Below are 19493 nucleotides of genomic sequence, written 5' to 3'. Positions count from 1 at the left end.
TCAGTCAGATGGTTCCATCCACCGCATTCATCATTTCTCGATTACGCCCGTTTACGCTTCAAGCGATAGACAAAGGCCAGCACCTCTGCAACCGCTTGAAAAAATTCCGCTGGAATTTCCTGGCCAATCTCTACAACTTGATAAAGGGCACGAGCTAACGGTTTGTCCTCAACCAGGGGGATCTCATGCTGTTTCGCCACTTCACGTATACGAAAAGCAATCAAGTCTTGACCTTTCGCCAGTACAACCGGCGCTGTCATACTGGCACCATCGTAACGCAAAGCCACAGCAAAATGCGTCGGGTTGGTAATGACAACATCAGCTTTCGGTAATTCCTGCATCATTCGTTGCATTGCCATTTGTCGCATTTTTTGTCGAATACGTCCTTTGATTTGCGGATCGCCTTCCGATTGCTTATTTTCATCTTTTACTTCTTGCTTACTCATTTTGAGCGAGTCTTCGGTGCGATAACGTTGGAAGAAATAATCCAGCGCTGCCACAAGAATTAACAACCAAGCAACACGATAAGCAACATCATAAGCGATTTGACAGATCAAGGTGATCGCCAGTTGTACATCCAAGCCAAGCATTTTGGGAAAAAGGCCGATATAGTCCATTACAGTGGAGATTGCTACGTAGCCAACAATGAAGATTTTTAACATCGATTTAACTAATTCCGCAACTGACTGAATGGAGAAGATCCGTTTAAATCCGTTCAAGGGATTAAGACGAGCAAAGTCCACTTTCAGGCCTTCTACGGAAAAATAAAAACCCACTTGCAGATAGTTGGCCACCAATCCCGCCAGTAAAGCAACAAGTAGAATCGGTGCAATTAATAAAAGTACTTGGCTAAATAAATCTAAGGCAACGGTAAACACTAATGTCGGAGTAACTGGCTGCAAAATCGTTTCAGTAAAAATGCGCACCATAATCAATTTCGTCCCGTGAAAAATCGACGGTGCAAAACTGTTTAAGGCAACAAAACAACACAACATAATCAGTGCGGAATTAACTTCAATACTTCGCGCAATTTGGCCTTTTTTACGAGCATCTTGACGCTTTTTTTCGGTTGGTTTTTCAGTTTTTTCTCCGGCAAACCACTGCAGATGCCAGTCAATCATACTATTCACCTTCATCATTGCTGCGGTGTCGATGGATAAAAAAACCGCAAAAAGCCACTTAGTTGATCAAAGTCAATGGAAAAAAGCTTGTCTAGAGCATCAAGATAAAAAGGAATAAGCACCCACATGGCAGCTAACCCAACCAGTAATTTCAGCGGTACACCGACGACAAAAATATTTAACTGCGGTACCGTTCTTGCCACGATGGCCAGAGCAAAATCAGTAATCAACGTAACTGCCAAGATCGGCATGGCCAGTTGAATACCGGTTAAGAAGACGCCCGAAAATACACGTGCCATATAATCGGCCATGGCCCCGGCATCAACTTGCCCCCAAAGCGCTTGCGTAATCGGAATCGTATGGAAGCTTTCAATCAACGCTTTAACTATCAATAGATGTCCGTCAAAGATAACAAAGATCAGTAAGGCCAGTAACTGTAGAAAGTTGCCGGAGATCGGCGCCTGTCCACCCCATAAGGGATCAATTACACTGACGATCCCTAAACCGAGTTGTACATCGATCATTTGTCCGGCGATCATGATCGCTGAAAAAACAAATTGAAGAATAAAGCCGATCGCTACACCCAGTAAAGCTTCTTGGACAACGGTTAAAGCATAGGGAAAAAGCTCACTCGGTACGGGTGGCAACTTTTCCGCCGGTAATGAAAAAAATACGATCAACGCCAAGAAAAAAGATGTACCGGCTTTTCCCAATGTTGAAAAGCCGCGCTGGTTAAAAATCGGTGCCAGAAGCATAATACCGGATACACGGACAATAATTAATAACAACGTATCCAAGCGCATTTGCAGTACCGTGAGAATATTATCCACTTTATGCGACCTTCCTTTGGCTCATCGGATCACTGCAAAGCGTTGAAGTTCCCCCAAAATGCCGATGGCATATTCCAACATGGACTGCAGCATCCAAGGGCCAAAAAAAATCATAATCACCAACACAACAACGATCTTCGGAATAAAAGCCAAGGTCGCTTCTTGGATTTGCGTTGTCGCTTGAAAAATACTGACCAACAGACCGCTAGCCAAACTACCGATCAGCAACGGTGCCGAAATCCAAAGCACGGCCCATAAGGCTTCCCTGGCTAATTGATTGACAAGATCTGCTGTCATAGAACTAACCAACTCCAGACTTATTGATAGCTGATGATGAGTGACCGGATGATTAAGTACCAGCCATCAGCTAAAACAAATACAATCACCTTAAACGGAAGCGAAATCATCATCGGTGGCAGCATCATCATCCCCATGGACATCAGGACCGAAGCGACAATCATATCGATCACAATAAAAGGCAAATAGATAACTGCACCAATTTGGAAGGCGGTCTTTAATTCGCTGAGAATATAGGCCGGAATAACCACACGTGTAGGTATATCTCGATAGGTTTGGGGTTGCTCGATATCTGCTAAATTAACGAACAAAGCCAGATCTTTTTCCCGTGTTTGCTTAAACATAAAGGTACGGAGCGGATCAAGTGCTTTTTCCAATGCCTCATCCTGCTGAATTGTTCCGGCAAGATACGGTTGCAGCGCCTGATCATTAATCTGAGTCCATGTAGGCTGCATGATAAAAAACGTAAGAAAAAGTGACAATCCAATCAAGATTTGGTTCGGCGGCATCGTTTGCAAGGCTAAAGCGGTACGAGTAAAATGCATCACGATCAAGATACGGGTAAAACTCGTCATCATGATCAAGATGGACGGAGCAAGCGACAACACCGTCAGCAAAAAAAGGATTTGTAAATTTTTCGACACGTCAGCCGGTTCCGTCGATGACTCGACACCAATACTTACCGTCGGAAACTGAATCGGTGCAGCCGAAGCAACCGTAGCATCCATAAAGCCTATCGCTATGAATAGGCAAAACAAGATGAGCCAGCGGTTCCACTTCTTCATGGTTGCTCCCCCTTTTGGGGAGACTTATCTTCATTGCTCATCTTGGTTTGTTGCAAAAGGGCAAGCTGATGATTAATTTTTTCTTGAAAAGAATCATCGGTAGCCGGCTTTGTCAATCGCTGCAAATGAGTTAACCATTTTTGCCAAGGTAGCGTCCCCTCTGTCGATAATAGGGCATTTTTCTGATTATCTCGTGATTGACGCATTGCTTCGATGATCGCCGGATCGGTAATTTCCATAATCGGCTGCACCGCATGCTCTGTAATAGCAAGAACAAAAAAACGTCCGGCAAGTTCCGTTACATAAAGGCTACGATTTGGGCCTAAACTCGCTTGATCGATGACGGCTACCCAATCACCTATGGCTGTCGAGGCCATACTACGGCGCAAAAATCGCGCTGCTCCCCAACCAACAGCCCCAAGCACACCAATGACAATGATCATACGAAAAAGCAATTCAACTGTGCTCGTTGCTGCCGGTGGACTTACAGCTGTATCTACCGCAAGGTACGCTTGATCTTGAAAATTCGCCGTTTCTTTTTCAGGGGCAGCCAACACCGGATGAGCACAGGCGAATACCGCTAGCAAAAGTGTCGCAACCCCAATGCGCATGCTTTGATATGTGCGGGTTCGCCAGAAAAAACTCACATGTTTAACCTCCCCCCTGAATTTTCTGGTTTAACTTAAGGCTTTACGAACTGCTTCAAGTACCCGGGCCGGCTGAAAAGGTTTAACGATAAAGTCCTTGGCACCCGCTTGAATAGCATCGATAACCATCGCTTGTTGCCCCATAGCGCTGCACATGACAATACGTGCATTCGGATCAATCGCCCGGATTGCCCGCACTGCATTAATTCCATCCATTTCTGGCATCGTAATGTCCATCGTCGTCAAATCCGGTTTATGTTCTTTCCAGCGTTCTACGGCAATTGCACCATTTTCAGCTTCCGCAACAACTTGATACCCGTTTTTTGTCAGGATATCTTTCACCATCATGCGCATAAAAGCTGCATCATCCACAATTAAAATCCGATTTGACACTTTCAAAACCTCCATTTTTTATTGCAAATTTAAGATACGCTCCATCGGTTGAACAATATCGGTGATTCGGACGCCAAAGTTTTCGTCAATAACCACCACTTCCCCTTTAGCTACCAGTTTCCCATTGACCAAGATGTCAACGGGTTCACCGGCCAGTTTATCAAGTTCGATGACGGAACCAGGTCCAAGTTCCAGAATATCTCGAATCGTCTTTTTGGCTTTCCCTAATTCCACGGTGACTTGTAAGGGCACATCCATGATCAATCCAAGATTGGTGAGATCCTTACCCGTAGCTTGTTCTTGAAGTGGTGTAAATTGCACAGGTTGTACTGGCACTGGAGGCGGAACTGGCATCGGACTGGGTGATGGTGGATAGTTCCCATAAGCCGGTGGTGGATATCCCCAACCGGGATAACTACCCATACCAGACGGTGCCCCCGGCATCATCCCTGGTGCTCCTGGCATCATCCCTGGTGCTCCTGGCATCATCCCTGGTGCTCCCGGCATCATCCCCGGTGCTCCCGGCATCATCCCCGGTGCTCCTGGCATCATCCCTGGTGCTCCTGGCATCATCCCTGGTGCTCCCGGCATCATCCCTGGTGCTCCCGGCATCATCCCCGGTGCTCCTGGCATCATCCCCGGTGCTCCTGGCATCATCCCCGGTGCTCCTGGCATCATCCCTGGTGCTCCCGGCATCATCCCCGGGGCTCCCGGCATCATCCCTGGTGCCCCTGGCATCATCCCCGGTGCTCCCGGCATCATCCCCGGGGCTCCCGGCATCATTCCTGGTGCTTCCGGCATCATCCCCGGTACTTCCGGCATCGCAGTTGACACAGGTATTTCTTCTGCCCCCATACCAGGTTCAGAGGGGTCACCAATTAAACCACGTACCAACATCTTCGCAAAGGGAATGGGATAGATCTGCATTAATTCACTGTCAACTAACCCTTCGATAACCATGCGAAAAGAAACTTTCACGATCGGATCGCCAATGGGATATTCTAATTTCTCGGTAGCTAAGTTTATATAGTTAAGATCAGGCGGCGAGATATCAATTTTTTTATTGAGCATCGTCGCCATAGAGGTGGAAGCTGAACCCATCATCTGGTTCATCGCTTCCGAAATCGCACTAAAATGTAATTCTGTCAGATCAACCGGTGGCGCCGTTCCATCACCACCCATCATTAAATCAACGATGACGGCTACATCTTTTTGATGAATGATTAGGACATTGTTACCTTCCAGACCGGCAGTGTATTTTACATCAACGACAACAAAGTAAGCAGGATGATCTTTTTCAATATCTGACCTAGATGTTACAGAAACTTGTGGCGTTGTAATATCAACTTTGCGCCCTAACAGCGTAGACAACGTCGTGGCTGCCGTACCCATAGAAATGTTCGAGATCTCACCGATAACGTCTTTTTCCATATCAGTGAAATCGAGATGACTATAGTCTAATTCATTTTCCGTATCACCTTCCGGAATCTCTGCGCCTCGTAACAAGGCATCAATCTCTTCTTGTGACAAGACGCCGCTATTCATCATCGAGCTCAACTCCTTCACTTAAGGTTGAAACAATCTGGATGCCCATCTTGGCACCAAATGTGCCTGGACGCCCCCGATATTTGGGACGTTGACCAATCAAAATCTCTAATTCTTGATCAGCACGATTATCGAGTTGGATCACATCCCCTTTTTGCAAATCCAGAAGTTCACCAATGGTCAACGTTGTTCGACCTAGCAACACAGATAAGGGAATGGCAGCTCTTTCAAGGCGATTACGCAGAACTTCCAGTTGTTCCGGTGTTCGCTCTTTTCCTGTATTGGAAAACCAGAAATGAGCGCTTAACTTGTTAATAATCGGCTCTAACAAAATATAAGGTAGACATATATTCATCAAACCTTCAACGCCACCGATTTTACATGAGATGGTGATTAGCACAACCATTTCAGTGGGCGCGACAATCTGAATGAATTGCGGGTTGGTCTCAATCAATTCCAAACGGGCTTTTACACGGGCAATGTTCTCCCATGCTTCGGTAAAATTGTCGAGCATACGTCGCGTTGTACGTTGAAATACAGACTGTTCAATCTCCGTCAAAGCACGGATCTTCTCAGGGGCTTGACCCAACCCGCCAAAAAGACGCTCAATAATGGAAAAGGCGATATTCGGGTTAATCTCCATGATACCATTGCCATCTAAAGGGGCCATGGTGAAAATGTTGATGATCGTTGGGTTAGGTATTGATCGAATAAACTCTTCATAAGTCAACTGATCAACGGACATCACGGAAATTTGCACAAGCGTACGCAGATTGGCCGAAAAATAAGTAGTTAAGCTACGGCAATAGTTCTCATAAATAACTTGCAGTGTGTGAATCTGATCCTTAGAAAACTTATTCGGCCGTTTGAAGTCATACATGCGGATCTTGGAAGCCAGCTCTTCCTGCTTAGCCTCATCGGCCGTAACATCACCACTGGCGAGGGCGGCTAGTAATGCATCAATTTCTGCTTGGGAAAGTACCTCAGCCACTTCCGCCCCCCACCTCCCTGTACTATCTTTAAAATCATACTATTGATAAATAAAATCGGAAAAATAAACTCCACGGAATTTATCAGGACCAAAATATTTATTCAATGACACAAGTATTTCCTTTTTTACCTTTTCACGTGCTTCCGGTGTTTGCAGATCTTCAACCGTCTTTGCCGAAAGAATCATCAGAATCCGGTCACGGATCAACGGTGTTTGCTCTTTTAGTGCAGCCATCTTCTTTTCGTCTTTTTTCTCTTCGTTAAGCTCGATGGCTACTTTCGTCACCAGGTAGCGTTTACCGCCCGGATCAGCCAAGTTCGTTTTGAACTCACCGACATCGAAGACAACACCAGGTGTTTTCGGTGTTTTTGCCGCTTCCTCACCTGCATGATCCGTCGCAGAAAAGAAAAAATACCAAACTGCACCGGCTGCAATCGCTGCAACAAGGACAACAACAGCCCCAATGATTAGCAGCTTTGACATTCCGCCGCCCTTGGCATTTGGTTCTTTTTCCTTTTCTTCTTTATCTTCCATGACCAAATGCGCTCCTTCCGTCCGGTTAATCGATTCCTAATCTGCTCATACCACTGACTATCCTGTTCCCTCTTTATATTCGTTATCAGTGTATCAGCTCCTGCTTTTTTATAATTGCAAGAATTTTGGCCCTTGCAAACAAGCATGTCGATAAGCAACGATACGTTCAATCAAGCAATCAATGCTTTCGCTAACAATAAGCCTTTTGCCACCGATTAAGGTAATCGTTGAATCTGGTCTTGCTTCCATTGTTTCAATCATTTCCGCATTGATCACAAATTCTTCACCATTTAGCAAGTGTACCTTGATCAAATTCGCATTCCTCCGACGAGGGTCAGCAAGCCTGCCGCTTCGGCAGGCTTGCTGACCTTAGCTTATCTAGCGTTTTAAGTTGACTAACTCCTCAAGCATCGTGTCCGAAACGGTGATAATCCGGTTATTTGCTTGGAAGCCCCGCTGGGTTGTGATCATGTCGGTAAACTCTTGTGCCAGCTCTACGTTCGACATCTCTAAGTTGCCAGGCATAAGTGCTCCACGCTGACCGGTGCCCGGCATACCGATATCTCGGGTACCAGAGTTCATTGAAATTATATACATATTTTCACCGGTCTTGACCAAGCCGCTGGGATTGGGAAAAGTTGCTGTAGCAATTTTAGCGATAGGGATGCTCACACCTTGAAAAATCCCGGTGATCATACCGGTTGCATCAATGGAGTAGGATTGTAACGTTTCAATGGTTGCATCTTCATTGCCCAAATTAGCGATCGATTCTTTAATATTGATCGCCTTCGGCAAGCTGGCATCAGGAAGCGGTGTTGGTGGCGCCGGTATTTCTGGAAATTCCCCACCGGTTTGGACGACCCATCCCATAACCTTACCACCGTTATCAGTGCGAACTAGATTATAATCTTTATCGAAATCAAAGTTGCCTGCCCTTGTATAGTAAGGCTCAGGGCCACCACTATCCAACATAAAATAGCCATCACCGGCTATAGCTAAATCGGAGTTTTTGCCAGTTGAGGACGGACTACCGCTCGTCTGAACCGTTTCGATAGCTCCCGTTTGCATGCCTAAACCAACTTGCATCGCGTTGACGCCGCCACGCACTCCCGCCGGTGCAGCAGAACCGCGAATGGTTTGATTAAGAATATCTTGAAAAACCACCCGGCTTTTTTTGAACCCGGTTGTATTGACGTTAGCAATGTTATTACCAATAACATCCATCTTGGTCTGGTGGTTACGTAACGCAGTTACAGCAGAATAAAGCGATCGCATCATAGCGTTATCTGACCTCCCAACGTTGTGTTCGATCGTAACCGCTTCTGTCATTCAGCGGTTAAAGGCATCCTCTCTTGAGGTCCGGCCTTATCGCGATCAATCAAATGTTCATTCTGTGACAATAACGGTACTGTCAATATTAGTGAAAATATTATCTTGCATTCCTGCTTTATCAATAGCTGTGATCACTTTTCGATTACTAATAGAAACAACCAAGGCCAAATTGGGCATGACGATCAGCGAAGAGCGAGAGCCTTTTTGCTCAGCCTTATCAACAGCAGCTGTTAATTGTCTCATTTCTTTCTCACCCCAGGGAATGCCCCGTGTTGACATTCGTTGGGCAGCATGTGAAGAAAAAGTAATCTGATCAACTTCTTGATGGAGCACCTGCTGAAAGCTACGCGAAGATGAAGGATGGGCTCGATGTTCTGCTTTATTGATTCCGGGTAGTTTGGTAGTCATCGGTGCTGGCTGTATCCAAAGGCGCTGATCCATAAAGTTGCTTCTCACCCCTTTTGCACCTGCTTTTCATCGACTTGTTTGTCGAGTTACTGGGCATTGGTAATCGATTGGAGATCAGTCATCTTTACTTCACGGGTAACCGTTGTTTCGCCAATTTTGCCGTTAACGACCAACAATGAAACTCCATTTTTGTTGCGTACACCCGTGACTTGTCCCGATAAGATCTCCGTACTGCCGTCGGTCAAGGCATTACCTTGTTCATCCAACTTGGGAACTGTCGCTTCTACGTTCTTACCGATCATCGTGACCGAATAAAATTGGCTTTGCGAGCCCATCAGTTGCGTCAACACATTATTCATAGTGCTTAGTTGCTCTTCTTGCGTCTTTTGTAATTCTGCTAACCCTTCGGTCATATTTTTCATCTGTTCCAAGGAACTGAATTGCGCCATCTGCGCAATAAACTGAGTATTGTCCATGGGGTTCATCGGATCTTGATAACGTAATTGAGTGACTAGCAGATTTAAAAAATCATCCTTACCTAGGTTATTGTCCACTGACCGACTGTTGGCTGGTGCAGGGTTGGTAACTACAGGTCCTACATTGGCAACAACACTCATGGTATCACTTCCTTTCGCTAACTTATCATGCTAAATATTCAATAGAAGCGGTGCTACCCAAGCGCTCTACCGACGGTGTCGTAGTCGTTTCCGTCTCTTCGTTGCTAATATAAAAGTCACGCTCGAGACCATTCATGCTTTGTTTAGAAAAGTTATTCGTCCACAGCCCTTGCTGATCTCCTGGGTATTGCTGGCCCATACCGCGATCGTTAAGCCCTACATCAAGACTGTCAAAACGTAGGCCCATATCTTCCAGCGATTGACGTAATTGATCGAGTTGTGATTCAATCAACTGTTTGACTTGAGGATTATCGGCAATAAATTGTGCGGTAAAGACAGCGCCTTCCATACGCACCCGCACATCAAGATTACCGAGGAATTCCGGCTTTAGACGAATTTGCATTTCATGGGAACCGGGCTTATGGACACCTTTGACTTGATCAACAATTTGTCGAATAATTTCATAGCGGTCCTCAGTTGCTGTTGAAGCTTCGGCAGTTTGCTTTGCTCCTTGTGCAGCGATATCTTTTGTACTTGTAGCAGCGTCTGTTAATGCCACTCCCTTGCTACCATCGTTTGTCACGGTCAGATCAGCTGTTTTTCCTTTGATTCCACCATCTTGTGTCAAAAGGTTGTCCTTTGTCATTACCTGAACGGTGCTGTTGATCTGGCGTTGTCCCATGATTTCCGCTTGCTCAGGTTTTCCGTCACTGTTACCTACTAGCATTTGCATATCATTCGTCAACATTCCATCTTGCTTGCTATCTCGTCTTTTCCCGTCCTCACGGAGATCCTGCCGTATCAACTTCGACTGCAAAGCTTTTTCTGCATCCAGTTGACCTTCTTCTTGCAAAGCACTTAGTACTTGTTCATCTTGCTGCAGTTGATTGGCTTTAGCGCTTTGTTCCGTTGGTGTTGCAACGATCGAGGTTTGCGCTGCCATTGAGGTGGTGGCCACTTCATCATTTTGCTGAATTACTTGGTTTTGTATCAAAGGATTCGTGACGAGTCCGTTGCCGTTGACCTCAAGCGCTTGTTCGTTTCCATCAAGCTGATCAGTATCTTTAACATCCTGTCGATCCTGTACAGCACGATCGGCCGTTGGAGAACGGTTTACTTTTTCTTTACCGTAATTTTCATTGTTCTTTGAAGTTCCACGATTTATTCGTTGCGCTGAATTATCTTTAGCCACCACTTGTTCTTGCGGTTCATCTTTTATTGATGATGATTTATTCTGATTGGCCTTACTGGTTGCAGCTTTACTTTGTGCTGCTTGTTTTTGACTGGCCATAGCCTGAATTCGTTCACGATTCATATCACTTTGTGCAGTTAGGAAAGAATAATTGGCAATGGTACTGCTTTGGCCATTGCTCACATTCCGCCCCGATGCACTGACCCATTGTTGCAAACAATCTTGAAACAACGCTTGTTTCGAGGAACTGTTCATGGTTTTTACTGCTGTTTTTTCTACTGGTACATTCATTCCGGAAAGTGGGGAAACAAGTTGTCCCATTCTAAAACCTCCTGTTTCTGTCATTCCTAGTTCACGAACGGTATCATACTGTTTTAGCTGGCAAGGCATCGCCACCTTTCAAAAAATCGAACTACACCGAAGTCATCAGATTAACCAGCATGGCCGCACGGGAAGGGTTTGCTGCTGCAATCGCGGAAAGCAATTTGCCGGCAGCATCCTGATTCATTGCTCTAAGCACAGAGGCAGCCATGTTATCTTGCATCTGTTCCATCATCAATACGGCATCTGCAGAATTCATTGCCGCTAAGGTTGCTCCTAATTGCTGGTATTTTTCTTTCATTTGTGCGGTTTGCAGTTGATCCTTCAGCCGGTTATCATACTCTGTTCCTCCGGACGGATAGATGATTCGCGCCGCCCGAGCTGGTTCAAAAGCTGCCATCATTTTTGCTGCATCTTCAACTTCCATTAAGCCCAGCAAGCGACTGATATCGTCATCAGGAAATTCCTGCATGATCTTGGCCGCCGCGGCCGGTTTCATCGCCAGCAGTTTTTCCAGAAGTTTTTGATCACGAGCTTTTGCTTCTTCTGCCAATTTAATTTGTTCTTGCAACAAGGCGGCTTGCTTTTGTTTTTCTGCTTCGACCTGTTTTTTCTTTTCTACCTCTTCTGCTGATGGCTGCGGCGGTGCCGAGGCAGAGGCTGCTTTAGCAGCCTCTGCCTCGGCTAATTTTAAAGCGAGATCTGCATTTTCTGCTTGCAACTTGGCCATGTTGCGTTCTTCTAACGTCTGCTGAAAACCAATCTGGTCCGGTGTTTTTTGGGGAATCCAAGCTCCAACTACCGGGATTTGTTGTAGCCAGGGACGTGCATCGATAATACCTGCGACCTGAGCAGCTGCTACGGCGGCCATCCCGACAACGGGTATTGCCAGAATAAGCAACCACATCAACGACGATGTTGCGGTTTTTTTTCGATTCGCTGATTCTGCCACACCCTTCCCTCCATCGATCACTCAAGTTCGGCTCTTCCATGTCGCATCGTCGCTAACTCATCAAGGTAGATCTGTTCTTCTTCTAACATTTGTTTCTTGTATTCAGTTAGATGTTTTTCCCGAAGCTTTTCCAAAACTTTGCGCTCCTGCATCGCAGCGATTAAGCGCTGCCGGACAGCCTCCAGTTTTTGTTTTTCCTGATCAACCTGACGTAATTGTCTTTGTTCCTGAGCCTGCATTCGCTGCCAGTATCGGACAAACATCATACGCTCTTGCACATCAATGTTCACGGCCGACCGGTTACGAACATTTTGCATGGCTGAATCCATGTGTTGACGAATTTCTGCTAGCAATGTTTCTTGCTGTTCCAGCGCTTGCTGTTGAACTTGCATCTCACGTTTGACCATTTCTTCTTGATGCGTCTTGACCATCAGCGCTGTTTGTAAACGAAATTGAAAGCGCTTCATGATGAGAACAGATTCTGCATGCGGCCAACTGTATCCGCAAAAGAATTGCGCTCATCAATGCCCTGACATAAAAAACGACGACAATCATCAACGCGTGCGATGGCAAAATCAATACGTTCATTGGCCCCTCGTTGGTACGCCCCGATGTCAATCAAATCTTTTGCCTCCCGGTAGGTGGCCAATACTTGTCTTAATTGTGCTGCTGCAGCTCGATGTTTTTCGTCTACTAATTGAATCATTACACGACTGACACTGCTAAGTACATCAATAGCGGGATAATGGTTCTGCGCCGCCAGATTACGGGATAAGACAATATGTCCATCAAGAATACCGCGAACAGCATCAGCGATCGGTTCATTCATGTCATCGCCATCAACAAGTACCGTATAGAGTGCCGTAATTGTTCCTTTGTCAGCTGTGCCGGAACGCTCAAGCAACTTCGGTAACATCGCAAAGACTGATGGTGTATAACCACGGGTAGCCGGTGGCTCGCCAACAGCCAATCCGACTTCCCGTTGGGCCATGGCAAAACGAGTAACCGAATCCATCATCAATAAGACGTCACGCCCTTGATCGCGAAAATATTCCGCGATCGCCGTAGCGACAAAAGCGCCTTTTAAGCGAACTAAGGCCGGTTGATCGGAAGTAGCCACGACAACTACGGAACGGGCTAACCCTTCTGGCCCCAGATCTTTTTCAATGAATTCACGAACTTCCCGGCCCCGCTCACCGATTAGACCGATCACGTTAACATCGGCCGTCGTATTTCGAGCAATCATCCCTAATAGCGTACTTTTGCCTACACCGGAACCGGCAAAGATGCCGAGGCGCTGCCCCCTTCCGCACGTCAAAAGCCCGTCAATCGCCTTAACACCTAAGGGCAATACTTCGCTAATACGTGCCCGCGTCAAAGGGCTGGGCGGTTGGGCAACTAAAGGGTAAGCTTGGCGCGCTTCCCAAAAACTTTTACCGTCAAGGGGATAGCCAAGTCCGTCAATGACACGGCCAAGCATGGCATCGCCCACGTGAATCCGCAAGACATCGCCCGTAGCTAACACTTGTGAGCCTGGTCCGATTCCGGTCATTTCACCAAAGGGCATCAACAAGGTCTTTTTTTCACGAAAACCAACGACTTCGGCTCGAACGCGTTCACGGCCATCTCGTGTGGACAATAAACAAATTTCCCCCAGATTAGCACCGGGTCCATCGGCCTGAACCACGAGGCCAATGACCTGGCTAACCTTACCGTTCATGCGCACCGGTTCAAGCCGTTTGACCGCTTGTAGACATTTTTTTATCAAGTGATCACCCGTTCATAATGTCACAAATTACGCGCCGCACTTCTTCAAACTGGGCATCAATCCGCGCATCGACATAACCGTTACCTGTTTCTACAATGCATCCGCCGCGAGCAATGGTATCGTCTTTCTCAATGGACATGGTTCGCAAGCCTTTGATTAAGCTGTAAAGTTCGGGCTTAATGCGATCAATCAATGGATAGTCATCAGGATGAACACGAACGACAACTTGGCTCATATCCTGTACCTTGCTTAAAGCGGCCGTAGTAACAGCGATGACCGTTTCGCTGTTACTTTCGATTTCTCGGTGTAAAATCTTAGCTGCAATTTCCAAGGCTAATTCAACAATTTCTACTTCATGATTAGTAAGATAAGCAGCTTTCGCCTGACGAGCTACCTCGGCCTCTTGCCAAGCATTGGCCATGATCTGTTCCGCTTGCCCTTGGACATCCTGAAGTGCTTGCCCATAACCTTCCTGATAACCTTGCTCAACAGCCTTTGCTTTGAGTGTATTTCCTTCAGCGATCGCTTGGTTAATAATCGACTGAGCTTCTTCCCTGGCTTCGCGTAAAATCACCCCGGTCTGTTCTCGCGCTGTTTCCAGGAGTGATTGTACATGTCCTCGGGCTTCTTCAAGAATTCGTCGTGCTTCTTCCTCTGCATGGCGAGTTTTTTCTTTATGATCATTTTCAGTGATTTCCGTTACGCTCGGTTGCGCGGGAATCGTTTCCGGTAGCGGAACACGCGGAAATAAGGTCATCACCTTGGGCGAATTAATCGCCAAGGAAGAATGCTTGATTACCTTAGACAATGAGTTCATCGCCTCCTCCGCGGGCAATGATGATCTCGCCGGAATCCTCTAGTCTGCGAATCACATTAACGATACGCTGCTGCGCATCTTCTACATCACGCAAACGTACAGGACCCATGAATTCCATATCTTCGCGCAGCATGTCGGCAGCCCGTTTGGATACGTTTTTGAAAATCTTCTGTGCCACGTCATCACTCGATCCTTTGAGTGCCAGTGCCAGGTCTTTGGTATCGACTTCGCGCAACACTTGTTGAATGCCACGATCGTCCAGCAAGACAATGTCTTCAAAGACAAACATGCGTTTCTTGACTTCTTCGGCCAGTTCCGGATCTTGCACTTCCAGTGACTCGATGATGGCTTTTTCGGTGCTACGATCGACACGGTTGAGCATTTCCACGACGGCATCAATACCACCGGCTACGGTTTGCTCCTGTGTTACCAAGGACGATAATTTTCGTTCCAAAACCATCTCAACTTCCCGGATCACTTCAGGTGAAGTGCGATCCATCAAAGCAATACGTCGGGCTACATCGCACTGCCGTTCCGGCGGTAAAGCCGAGAGAATGACGGAAGCTTGATCAGGGCTTAAGTATGCAAGGATTAATGCAATCGTTTGCGGATGCTCTGATTGAATAAAGTTCAGCAACTGCGCCGGATCAGTACGACGGACAAATTCAAAAGGACGAACTTGCAAGGATGCCGTCAGACGATTAATGATCTCAATCGCTTTTTGCGACCCCACAGCTTTTTCTAATATTTCTTTGGCATAATCAATCCCGCCATTGTTGATGTACTCTGTTGCCATGTAAAGCTGATTAAACTCTTCCAACACAGCGTCACGGTTTTCCGGCGGGACTTTCCGGATCGTTGCAATCTCCAGCGTCATCTGCTCAATTTCTTCATCTTTTAGGTGCTTAAATACATTGGCAGACTTCTCCGGACCTAACGAAATCAGCAAGATCGCCGCTTTTTGCTTACCCGTCAAGTTCGGTTTAGCTGTTGCCATTACCTACGGTCACCCCATTTCATCGTTCATCCAAGTCTTGATTAAACGGGCAATCGCTTCTGGGTTGGTGTCAGATATCTCATCCAACTGATCACGAAGCTCTTGCTTTCTTTTCTCTTCCGGCGTTAATTCAACTACTGGTGCTGGAATCGGCGGCGGAGGCGGGGGTGGTGGTGGCGGCATAAGGGCTGCCAATCTTTCCGCTTCTGCGCGGGCCGCCGCTTGTTTGCGCTGGTAAGCACGCCATCCAAGATATCCTGCGCCACTAAGAAAAAGTAACGCTGCCACGGCCACACCAATCCAGATGTAAAGTTGCTGCATCTTCTGCTGTTCAGCAATTCGATTCAATTCGTCAGTCTGGGTGCGATCAAAGGCCATACCCACGACACTAACCTGTTCCACACGGGCCGGTACTTGTCCCGGTAACGGTTGTTGAATGGGATACTGAATCCCTACAGCTTGAGCTACGGCCTGTTCGTATTTTTGAGTTTCTTCCGGAGTCAGTCCATCACGATTGACAATAACGGAGACGCTGAGACGTTTGATCGTTGAACCCGGTGGTGTTACTACAAATGTCTCCGTCTTGGGAATTTCATTATTTGTCGTTATGTCCGTCTTGCTGTAATTACTTGTTCCCGTTGCCGTACTTTGTTGCGTTGGTATGTTCGCATTCGTTCCCGGTGTTCCGCCGGAACTTGAACCAGTACCGGACTCGATGATCTCTCGTTGCGACAAGGGGCCTACAGGTTTGCCATATTGCGATCCTTTGGTTTCGGACTGTGAGAAATCAAGTTCTGTCGCGACTTTAACAATCCCATTACCCGGTCCGACAACGCGGTTAAGCATATCTTGGGCTTTTTGCTCCAAGTATTTTTCAAATTCACGTTTCGCCGCAATCTGTTGGCTTGTAAGGCCCTCTAGGTTTGGTTTGTCCGCTGATTGGATCAAACCGTCCGATAAAACCGTCCCTGTGTGATCAGTGACGGTAACATTTTCAGGTTTCAGTGATTTTACACTGCGTGAAACTAAATGAATAATCCCTTGGATTTGTTTAGGCTCTAATTCGGTATATGGCTTTAATACCAACATGACTGATGCCGTTGCTTCCGAAGCATTCGTTTTAAATAAAGCATCTTGTGCCGGCACAATCATGACACGAGCATTTTCAACGCCAGGGACATTTTGTAATGTCCTGGCCAGTTCCGTTTCGGTGGCGACTTTTAGTCGAATGTCTCGTTCTTTATCGGTTTCACTGAAGCGGCTTTCATTAAACGTTTCAAAGCCCCAGCCTGAACCTTTCGGCAGTTGAGCATTCGCTAACTCCAATCGTAGGTTCGCCTGATCTTTCGCTGGCACGAGAATGGTCGAACCATCTTCAGGTATCTTAAAATCAACTTTGGCTTCCAACAACTTGGCGCGAATCGCACCGGCATCTGCCGGATCAAGCTTTGGATAGAGCGGCACATAGTCAGGCTGTCCCGCCCAAAAAACAAAGCCCCCTAAGGCAATCAACACGGTCAAAACCGATCCACCGATAATCAGTTTTTGCTGTAAGGAAAATCTACCTAACAGTTCACTGAGTTGCGATCGGATCTGTTCAAAGAGTTCATTCATCGGTTAATAGTCCTTTTCCCCGCGCGATTAAACTTGCAGACGCATAATTTCGTTATATGCCTCAATCGCTTTGTTGCGGACCTGAACGGTTAATTGAACGGCCATACTCGCTTTCTCCGCCGCAATCATGACCTGATGAAGATCATTCGATTGCCCTGAAACTAAAGCAACCGCTTGTTGATTCGCCTCTTTTTCAAGTTGTTGTACGCCTTTTACTGCACTTTGCAAAAAATCTCCAAAGTTTTGGCCTTCGACAGTTGCCTTGGCAGGACCTGTCGTTTCACGCTCGATCATCGGCGTTAGCGGCTTCAACATGGAGATTGGTGAACTTCCCATTATTCATCCCTCCTTGGAAGATTTGTTATACCAAAAATTACCCTTTACCGATTTCCAGTGCCTTTGTGGCCATTCCTTTGGCGGCGTTTACAGCTGTGACATTGGCTTCATAGGCACGTGTAGCCGAGATCATATCAACCATCTCCGTGACGGTATTCACATTAGGCATTCGTACATAACCTGCTTGCGGACCATTACGGATCGCATCGGGATGCTGAGGATCATAAACAAACTTAAAGGGTGCTTCGTCTTCAACAATTTGTACGACCCGAACGCCCGATCCGGGAGCATCAGTTGCTCCTGGCTCACCGGCATCGCGCAAAGCTTCCGCAAAGGAAACTCCACGCGTCCGCGTTTCAAAAACAGGGGCTTGACGCCGATAGGGAATTTGATTACCCTCCGCATCGGTTTGACCGGTACGGGTGGAATTCACATTGGCTAAATTGTTGGCAATGATATCCATACGCAAACGTTGCGCCGTCAGTGCTGAAGCACTTGTATCCACTGCATTAAGAAACCGCATCGTTAACGCACCTCCCGGATCACATTCTTGATACCGGCCAATCGACCGGCGGTACGAGTGATCAGCGCATCATACCAAAGCGTATTTTTAGCAAGTACAGCCATTTCTTTGTCTATATCAACATTATTTTTATCATTGCGAAACACTTCATCGTTTACAGTGATCATCTTTGGCTTTACATCAGCATTCTCTACACCATTGATCGGCAGATGCCGCGGATTGCTCGTCTTACCAACCAATCCACTTCGTTCTTGCCGCAGTGCCTGTGCTAATTCGTCTTCGAATGCAACTTCCTGACGCTTATAACCAGGTGTATCAACGTTAGCTAAGTTATTAGAAATCACCCGGTGACGCAACGCAGCTGCGTCAAGCCCTTGTTCCAACATGCGTTGCAGCGGGGTATCAAAAAAGCCGGCCATCCCTTCCACCTCATATCTGTCTGTCGAATTATAGCATAATTACCAGCTATGGCGACCTTTTAAAACGAATTGCACAGTCTCCCTCGTTTTAATTTCGCTATAATTTCGGCAAATCCTCTTTCATTTTGACAACAATTAATCGAATTTTGTTGCTTAAATAAAAAAGAAAAAGGTGACGATAACCGTCACCTTTAACGCTGATATCCGATAAAACTATGACATTCCAACCTAAAAACATCAAAGAGAAGCAATTATTAATGGCGGAGTTTTTCCAACTCCTCCAGCAGATTATCGTTAAGGATGCGAATATAGGTCCCCTTCATGCCTAATGACTTTGATTCAATAACGCCGGCACTCTCAAATTTGCGCAAGGCATTGACGATCACCGAACGAGTAATACCGACACGATCAGCAATTTTGGAAGCGACTAGCAGCCCTTCGTTCCCATCAAGCTCAGAGAAGATATGCTCTACTGCTTCCAGTTCACTATAGGAAAGTGTACCGATGGCGATTTGTACAGCTGCTTTTTTACGAGCTTCTTCTTCCAAGCGCTCTGCTTTGGCACGCAAGATCTCCATGCCAACGACAGTAGCAGCATACTCCGCTAAAATTAAATCTTCATTCGTAAACTCCTCATTAAACTTCGCCAGGACTAGCGTCCCAAGACGCTGACCACCGCCCAAAATCAGCGTCACCGTCATTAATTTATGCCCATAGGAGCATTTTTCACCGTAGTTAAACACACAAGCATTAGTTAACTGACAATAGTTGGCTTGTGTCTCCGTTACACGTAACAAATCCTGATTATAGCTTTCCGGAAATCGCTCTGTATGATGAACAATATCAATCATGATGCCACAATCAAAGTTGGGCATAAAAGCATAGCCGAGGATTTTGCCTCGGCGATCGATGATATAGCAATTCGAGTTAATTAGCTCGGATACAATTTTAGCCATTTCTTCAAAATTAACCGGATGTCCAGCAGACTTTTGAATAAGGCGGTTGACGATACGTGTTTTTTCTAATAACGTTGCCATTGCCATACTGCCTTACG

Annotated in this window: 24 protein-coding genes; all 24 read right to left on the bottom strand. The window is 46.4% G+C overall.

The window, feature by feature from the left end; all coding sequences use genetic code 11:
- Window positions 1-41: 41 nt before the first annotated feature.
- Entirely contained in the window at window positions 42-1139 is a 1098-nt protein-coding gene (flhB, locus tag EDD73_RS06500; RefSeq protein WP_243116820.1) for a flagellar biosynthesis protein FlhB, read from the bottom strand.
- The gene (gene fliR / locus EDD73_RS06495) at window positions 1136-1951 is read right to left on the bottom strand and encodes a flagellar biosynthetic protein FliR (protein WP_131918973.1); all 816 of its coding nucleotides are present in this window, start codon (window positions 1949-1951) and stop codon (window positions 1136-1138) included. Before fliR ends, flhB begins: the two co-directional genes overlap by 4 nt.
- Window positions 1952-1972: 21 nt before the next feature.
- Window positions 1973-2248: a flagellar biosynthesis protein FliQ gene (fliQ, locus tag EDD73_RS06490; RefSeq protein ID WP_131918972.1), complete on the bottom strand. Its 276-nt coding sequence runs from the start codon at window positions 2246-2248 to the stop codon at window positions 1973-1975.
- A gap of 20 nt (window positions 2249-2268) precedes the next feature.
- Window positions 2269-3033 (bottom strand): flagellar type III secretion system pore protein FliP, encoded by a 765-nt coding sequence (fliP, locus tag EDD73_RS06485; RefSeq protein WP_131918971.1) that lies wholly within the window; start codon window positions 3031-3033, stop codon window positions 2269-2271.
- Entirely contained in the window at window positions 3030-3620 is a 591-nt protein-coding gene (locus EDD73_RS06480; RefSeq protein WP_207668825.1) for a FliO/MopB family protein, read from the bottom strand. Before EDD73_RS06480 ends, fliP begins: the two co-directional genes overlap by 4 nt.
- A 90-nt stretch (window positions 3621-3710) precedes the next feature.
- Window positions 3711-4073 (bottom strand): response regulator, encoded by a 363-nt coding sequence (locus EDD73_RS06475; protein WP_131918969.1) that lies wholly within the window; start codon window positions 4071-4073, stop codon window positions 3711-3713.
- Window positions 4074-4091: 18 nt separating this feature from the next.
- Window positions 4092-5621, bottom strand: a complete 1530-nt coding sequence (gene fliY, locus EDD73_RS15225; protein WP_131918968.1) for a flagellar motor switch phosphatase FliY — start codon at window positions 5619-5621, stop codon at window positions 4092-4094.
- Complete coding sequence (gene fliM, locus EDD73_RS06465; protein ID WP_131918967.1) at window positions 5611-6609, bottom strand: flagellar motor switch protein FliM; 999 nt, start codon at window positions 6607-6609, stop codon at window positions 5611-5613. Before fliM ends, fliY begins: the two co-directional genes overlap by 11 nt.
- 39 nt (window positions 6610-6648) lie before the next feature.
- Window positions 6649-7143 carry a flagellar basal body-associated FliL family protein gene (locus EDD73_RS06460; protein ID WP_131918966.1) on the bottom strand — a complete coding sequence of 165 codons (495 nt, stop codon included), beginning with the start codon at window positions 7141-7143 and terminating at the stop codon, window positions 6649-6651.
- A gap of 108 nt (window positions 7144-7251) precedes the next feature.
- Window positions 7252-7455: a flagellar FlbD family protein gene (locus EDD73_RS06455; RefSeq protein ID WP_131918965.1), complete on the bottom strand. Its 204-nt coding sequence runs from the start codon at window positions 7453-7455 to the stop codon at window positions 7252-7254.
- Between the two features lie 66 nt (window positions 7456-7521).
- Entirely contained in the window at window positions 7522-8421 is a 900-nt protein-coding gene (locus EDD73_RS06450; protein ID WP_131918964.1) for a flagellar hook-basal body complex protein, read from the bottom strand.
- A gap of 108 nt (window positions 8422-8529) precedes the next feature.
- Window positions 8530-8916, bottom strand: a complete 387-nt coding sequence (locus EDD73_RS06445; RefSeq protein ID WP_131918963.1) for a TIGR02530 family flagellar biosynthesis protein — start codon at window positions 8914-8916, stop codon at window positions 8530-8532.
- A gap of 53 nt (window positions 8917-8969) precedes the next feature.
- Complete coding sequence (locus EDD73_RS15220) at window positions 8970-9500, bottom strand: flagellar hook capping FlgD N-terminal domain-containing protein (protein WP_243116819.1); 531 nt, start codon at window positions 9498-9500, stop codon at window positions 8970-8972.
- Window positions 9501-9525: 25 nt separating this feature from the next.
- Window positions 9526-11013 carry a flagellar hook-length control protein FliK gene (locus EDD73_RS06435; RefSeq protein WP_165876354.1) on the bottom strand — a complete coding sequence of 496 codons (1488 nt, stop codon included), beginning with the start codon at window positions 11011-11013 and terminating at the stop codon, window positions 9526-9528.
- Between the two features lie 91 nt (window positions 11014-11104).
- Entirely contained in the window at window positions 11105-11965 is an 861-nt protein-coding gene (locus tag EDD73_RS06430) for a hypothetical protein (RefSeq protein ID WP_131918961.1), read from the bottom strand.
- Between the two features lie 17 nt (window positions 11966-11982).
- The gene (gene fliJ / locus EDD73_RS06425) at window positions 11983-12432 is read right to left on the bottom strand and encodes a flagellar export protein FliJ (protein WP_131918960.1); all 450 of its coding nucleotides are present in this window, start codon (window positions 12430-12432) and stop codon (window positions 11983-11985) included.
- Window positions 12429-13730 (bottom strand): flagellar protein export ATPase FliI, encoded by a 1302-nt coding sequence (gene fliI, locus EDD73_RS06420; RefSeq protein WP_131919041.1) that lies wholly within the window; start codon window positions 13728-13730, stop codon window positions 12429-12431. The genes fliJ and fliI overlap by 4 nt, the downstream gene beginning before the upstream one ends.
- A gap of 7 nt (window positions 13731-13737) precedes the next feature.
- Window positions 13738-14541, bottom strand: a complete 804-nt coding sequence (locus EDD73_RS06415) for a FliH/SctL family protein (protein ID WP_165876353.1) — start codon at window positions 14539-14541, stop codon at window positions 13738-13740.
- The gene (fliG, locus tag EDD73_RS06410) at window positions 14534-15547 is read right to left on the bottom strand and encodes a flagellar motor switch protein FliG (protein ID WP_131918958.1); all 1014 of its coding nucleotides are present in this window, start codon (window positions 15545-15547) and stop codon (window positions 14534-14536) included. The genes EDD73_RS06415 and fliG overlap by 8 nt, the downstream gene beginning before the upstream one ends.
- Before the next feature lie 9 nt (window positions 15548-15556).
- The gene (gene fliF / locus EDD73_RS06405; RefSeq protein WP_131918957.1) at window positions 15557-17161 is read right to left on the bottom strand and encodes a flagellar basal-body MS-ring/collar protein FliF; all 1605 of its coding nucleotides are present in this window, start codon (window positions 17159-17161) and stop codon (window positions 15557-15559) included.
- A gap of 27 nt (window positions 17162-17188) precedes the next feature.
- Window positions 17189-17497, bottom strand: coding sequence for a flagellar hook-basal body complex protein FliE (gene fliE / locus EDD73_RS06400; protein ID WP_243116818.1), 309 nt, complete (start codon window positions 17495-17497; stop codon window positions 17189-17191).
- Window positions 17498-17534: 37 nt separating this feature from the next.
- Complete coding sequence (gene flgC, locus EDD73_RS06395) at window positions 17535-18020, bottom strand: flagellar basal body rod protein FlgC (RefSeq protein ID WP_131918956.1); 486 nt, start codon at window positions 18018-18020, stop codon at window positions 17535-17537.
- A gap of 2 nt (window positions 18021-18022) precedes the next feature.
- A complete protein-coding gene (gene flgB / locus EDD73_RS06390; RefSeq protein ID WP_131918955.1) occupies window positions 18023-18439 on the bottom strand; it encodes a flagellar basal body rod protein FlgB in 417 nt (138 codons plus the stop codon).
- Between the two features lie 254 nt (window positions 18440-18693).
- Window positions 18694-19476, bottom strand: a complete 783-nt coding sequence (codY, locus tag EDD73_RS06385) for a GTP-sensing pleiotropic transcriptional regulator CodY (protein ID WP_131919039.1) — start codon at window positions 19474-19476, stop codon at window positions 18694-18696.
- Window positions 19477-19493: the final 17 nt, after the last annotated feature.

It is taken from the genome of Heliophilum fasciatum (assembly GCF_004341395.1).
Taxonomy (GTDB): domain Bacteria; phylum Bacillota; class Desulfitobacteriia; order Heliobacteriales; family Heliobacteriaceae; genus Heliophilum; species Heliophilum fasciatum.
The sequence above is the reverse complement of the archived record's forward strand: the minus strand, read 5'-3'. Positions and strand labels throughout refer to the sequence as shown.

Bases quoted from the DNA above. Each gene is read 5' to 3' on its own strand.
- EDD73_RS06435 (WP_165876354.1), bottom strand. From the start codon at position 11,013: ATGGGACAACTTGTTTCCCCACTTTCCGGAATGAATGTACCAGTAGAA.
- flgC (WP_131918956.1), bottom strand. From the start codon at position 18,020: ATGCGGTTTCTTAATGCAGTGGATACAAGTGCTTCAGCACTGACGGCG.
- fliG (WP_131918958.1), bottom strand. From the start codon at position 15,547: ATGGCAACAGCTAAACCGAACTTGACGGGTAAGCAAAAAGCGGCGATC.
- fliJ (WP_131918960.1), bottom strand. From the start codon at position 12,432: ATGAAGCGCTTTCAATTTCGTTTACAAACAGCGCTGATGGTCAAGACG.
- EDD73_RS06450 (WP_131918964.1), bottom strand. From the start codon at position 8,421: ATGATGCGATCGCTTTATTCTGCTGTAACTGCGTTACGTAACCACCAG.
- fliQ (WP_131918972.1), bottom strand. From the start codon at position 2,248: ATGACAGCAGATCTTGTCAATCAATTAGCCAGGGAAGCCTTATGGGCC.
- fliE (WP_243116818.1), bottom strand. From the start codon at position 17,497: ATGGGAAGTTCACCAATCTCCATGTTGAAGCCGCTAACGCCGATGATC.
- codY (WP_131919039.1), bottom strand. From the start codon at position 19,476: ATGGCAACGTTATTAGAAAAAACACGTATCGTCAACCGCCTTATTCAA.
- EDD73_RS06460 (WP_131918966.1), bottom strand. From the start codon at position 7,143: ATGGAAGATAAAGAAGAAAAGGAAAAAGAACCAAATGCCAAGGGCGGC.
- EDD73_RS15220 (WP_243116819.1), bottom strand. From the start codon at position 9,500: ATGAGTGTTGTTGCCAATGTAGGACCTGTAGTTACCAACCCTGCACCA.
- flgB (WP_131918955.1), bottom strand. From the start codon at position 18,439: ATGGCCGGCTTTTTTGATACCCCGCTGCAACGCATGTTGGAACAAGGG.
- fliP (WP_131918971.1), bottom strand. From the start codon at position 3,033: ATGAAGAAGTGGAACCGCTGGCTCATCTTGTTTTGCCTATTCATAGCG.
- fliY (WP_131918968.1), bottom strand. From the start codon at position 5,621: ATGATGAATAGCGGCGTCTTGTCACAAGAAGAGATTGATGCCTTGTTA.
- EDD73_RS06445 (WP_131918963.1), bottom strand. From the start codon at position 8,916: ATGGATCAGCGCCTTTGGATACAGCCAGCACCGATGACTACCAAACTA.
- fliF (WP_131918957.1), bottom strand. From the start codon at position 17,161: ATGAATGAACTCTTTGAACAGATCCGATCGCAACTCAGTGAACTGTTA.
- flhB (WP_243116820.1), bottom strand. From the start codon at position 1,139: ATGATGAAGGTGAATAGTATGATTGACTGGCATCTGCAGTGGTTTGCC.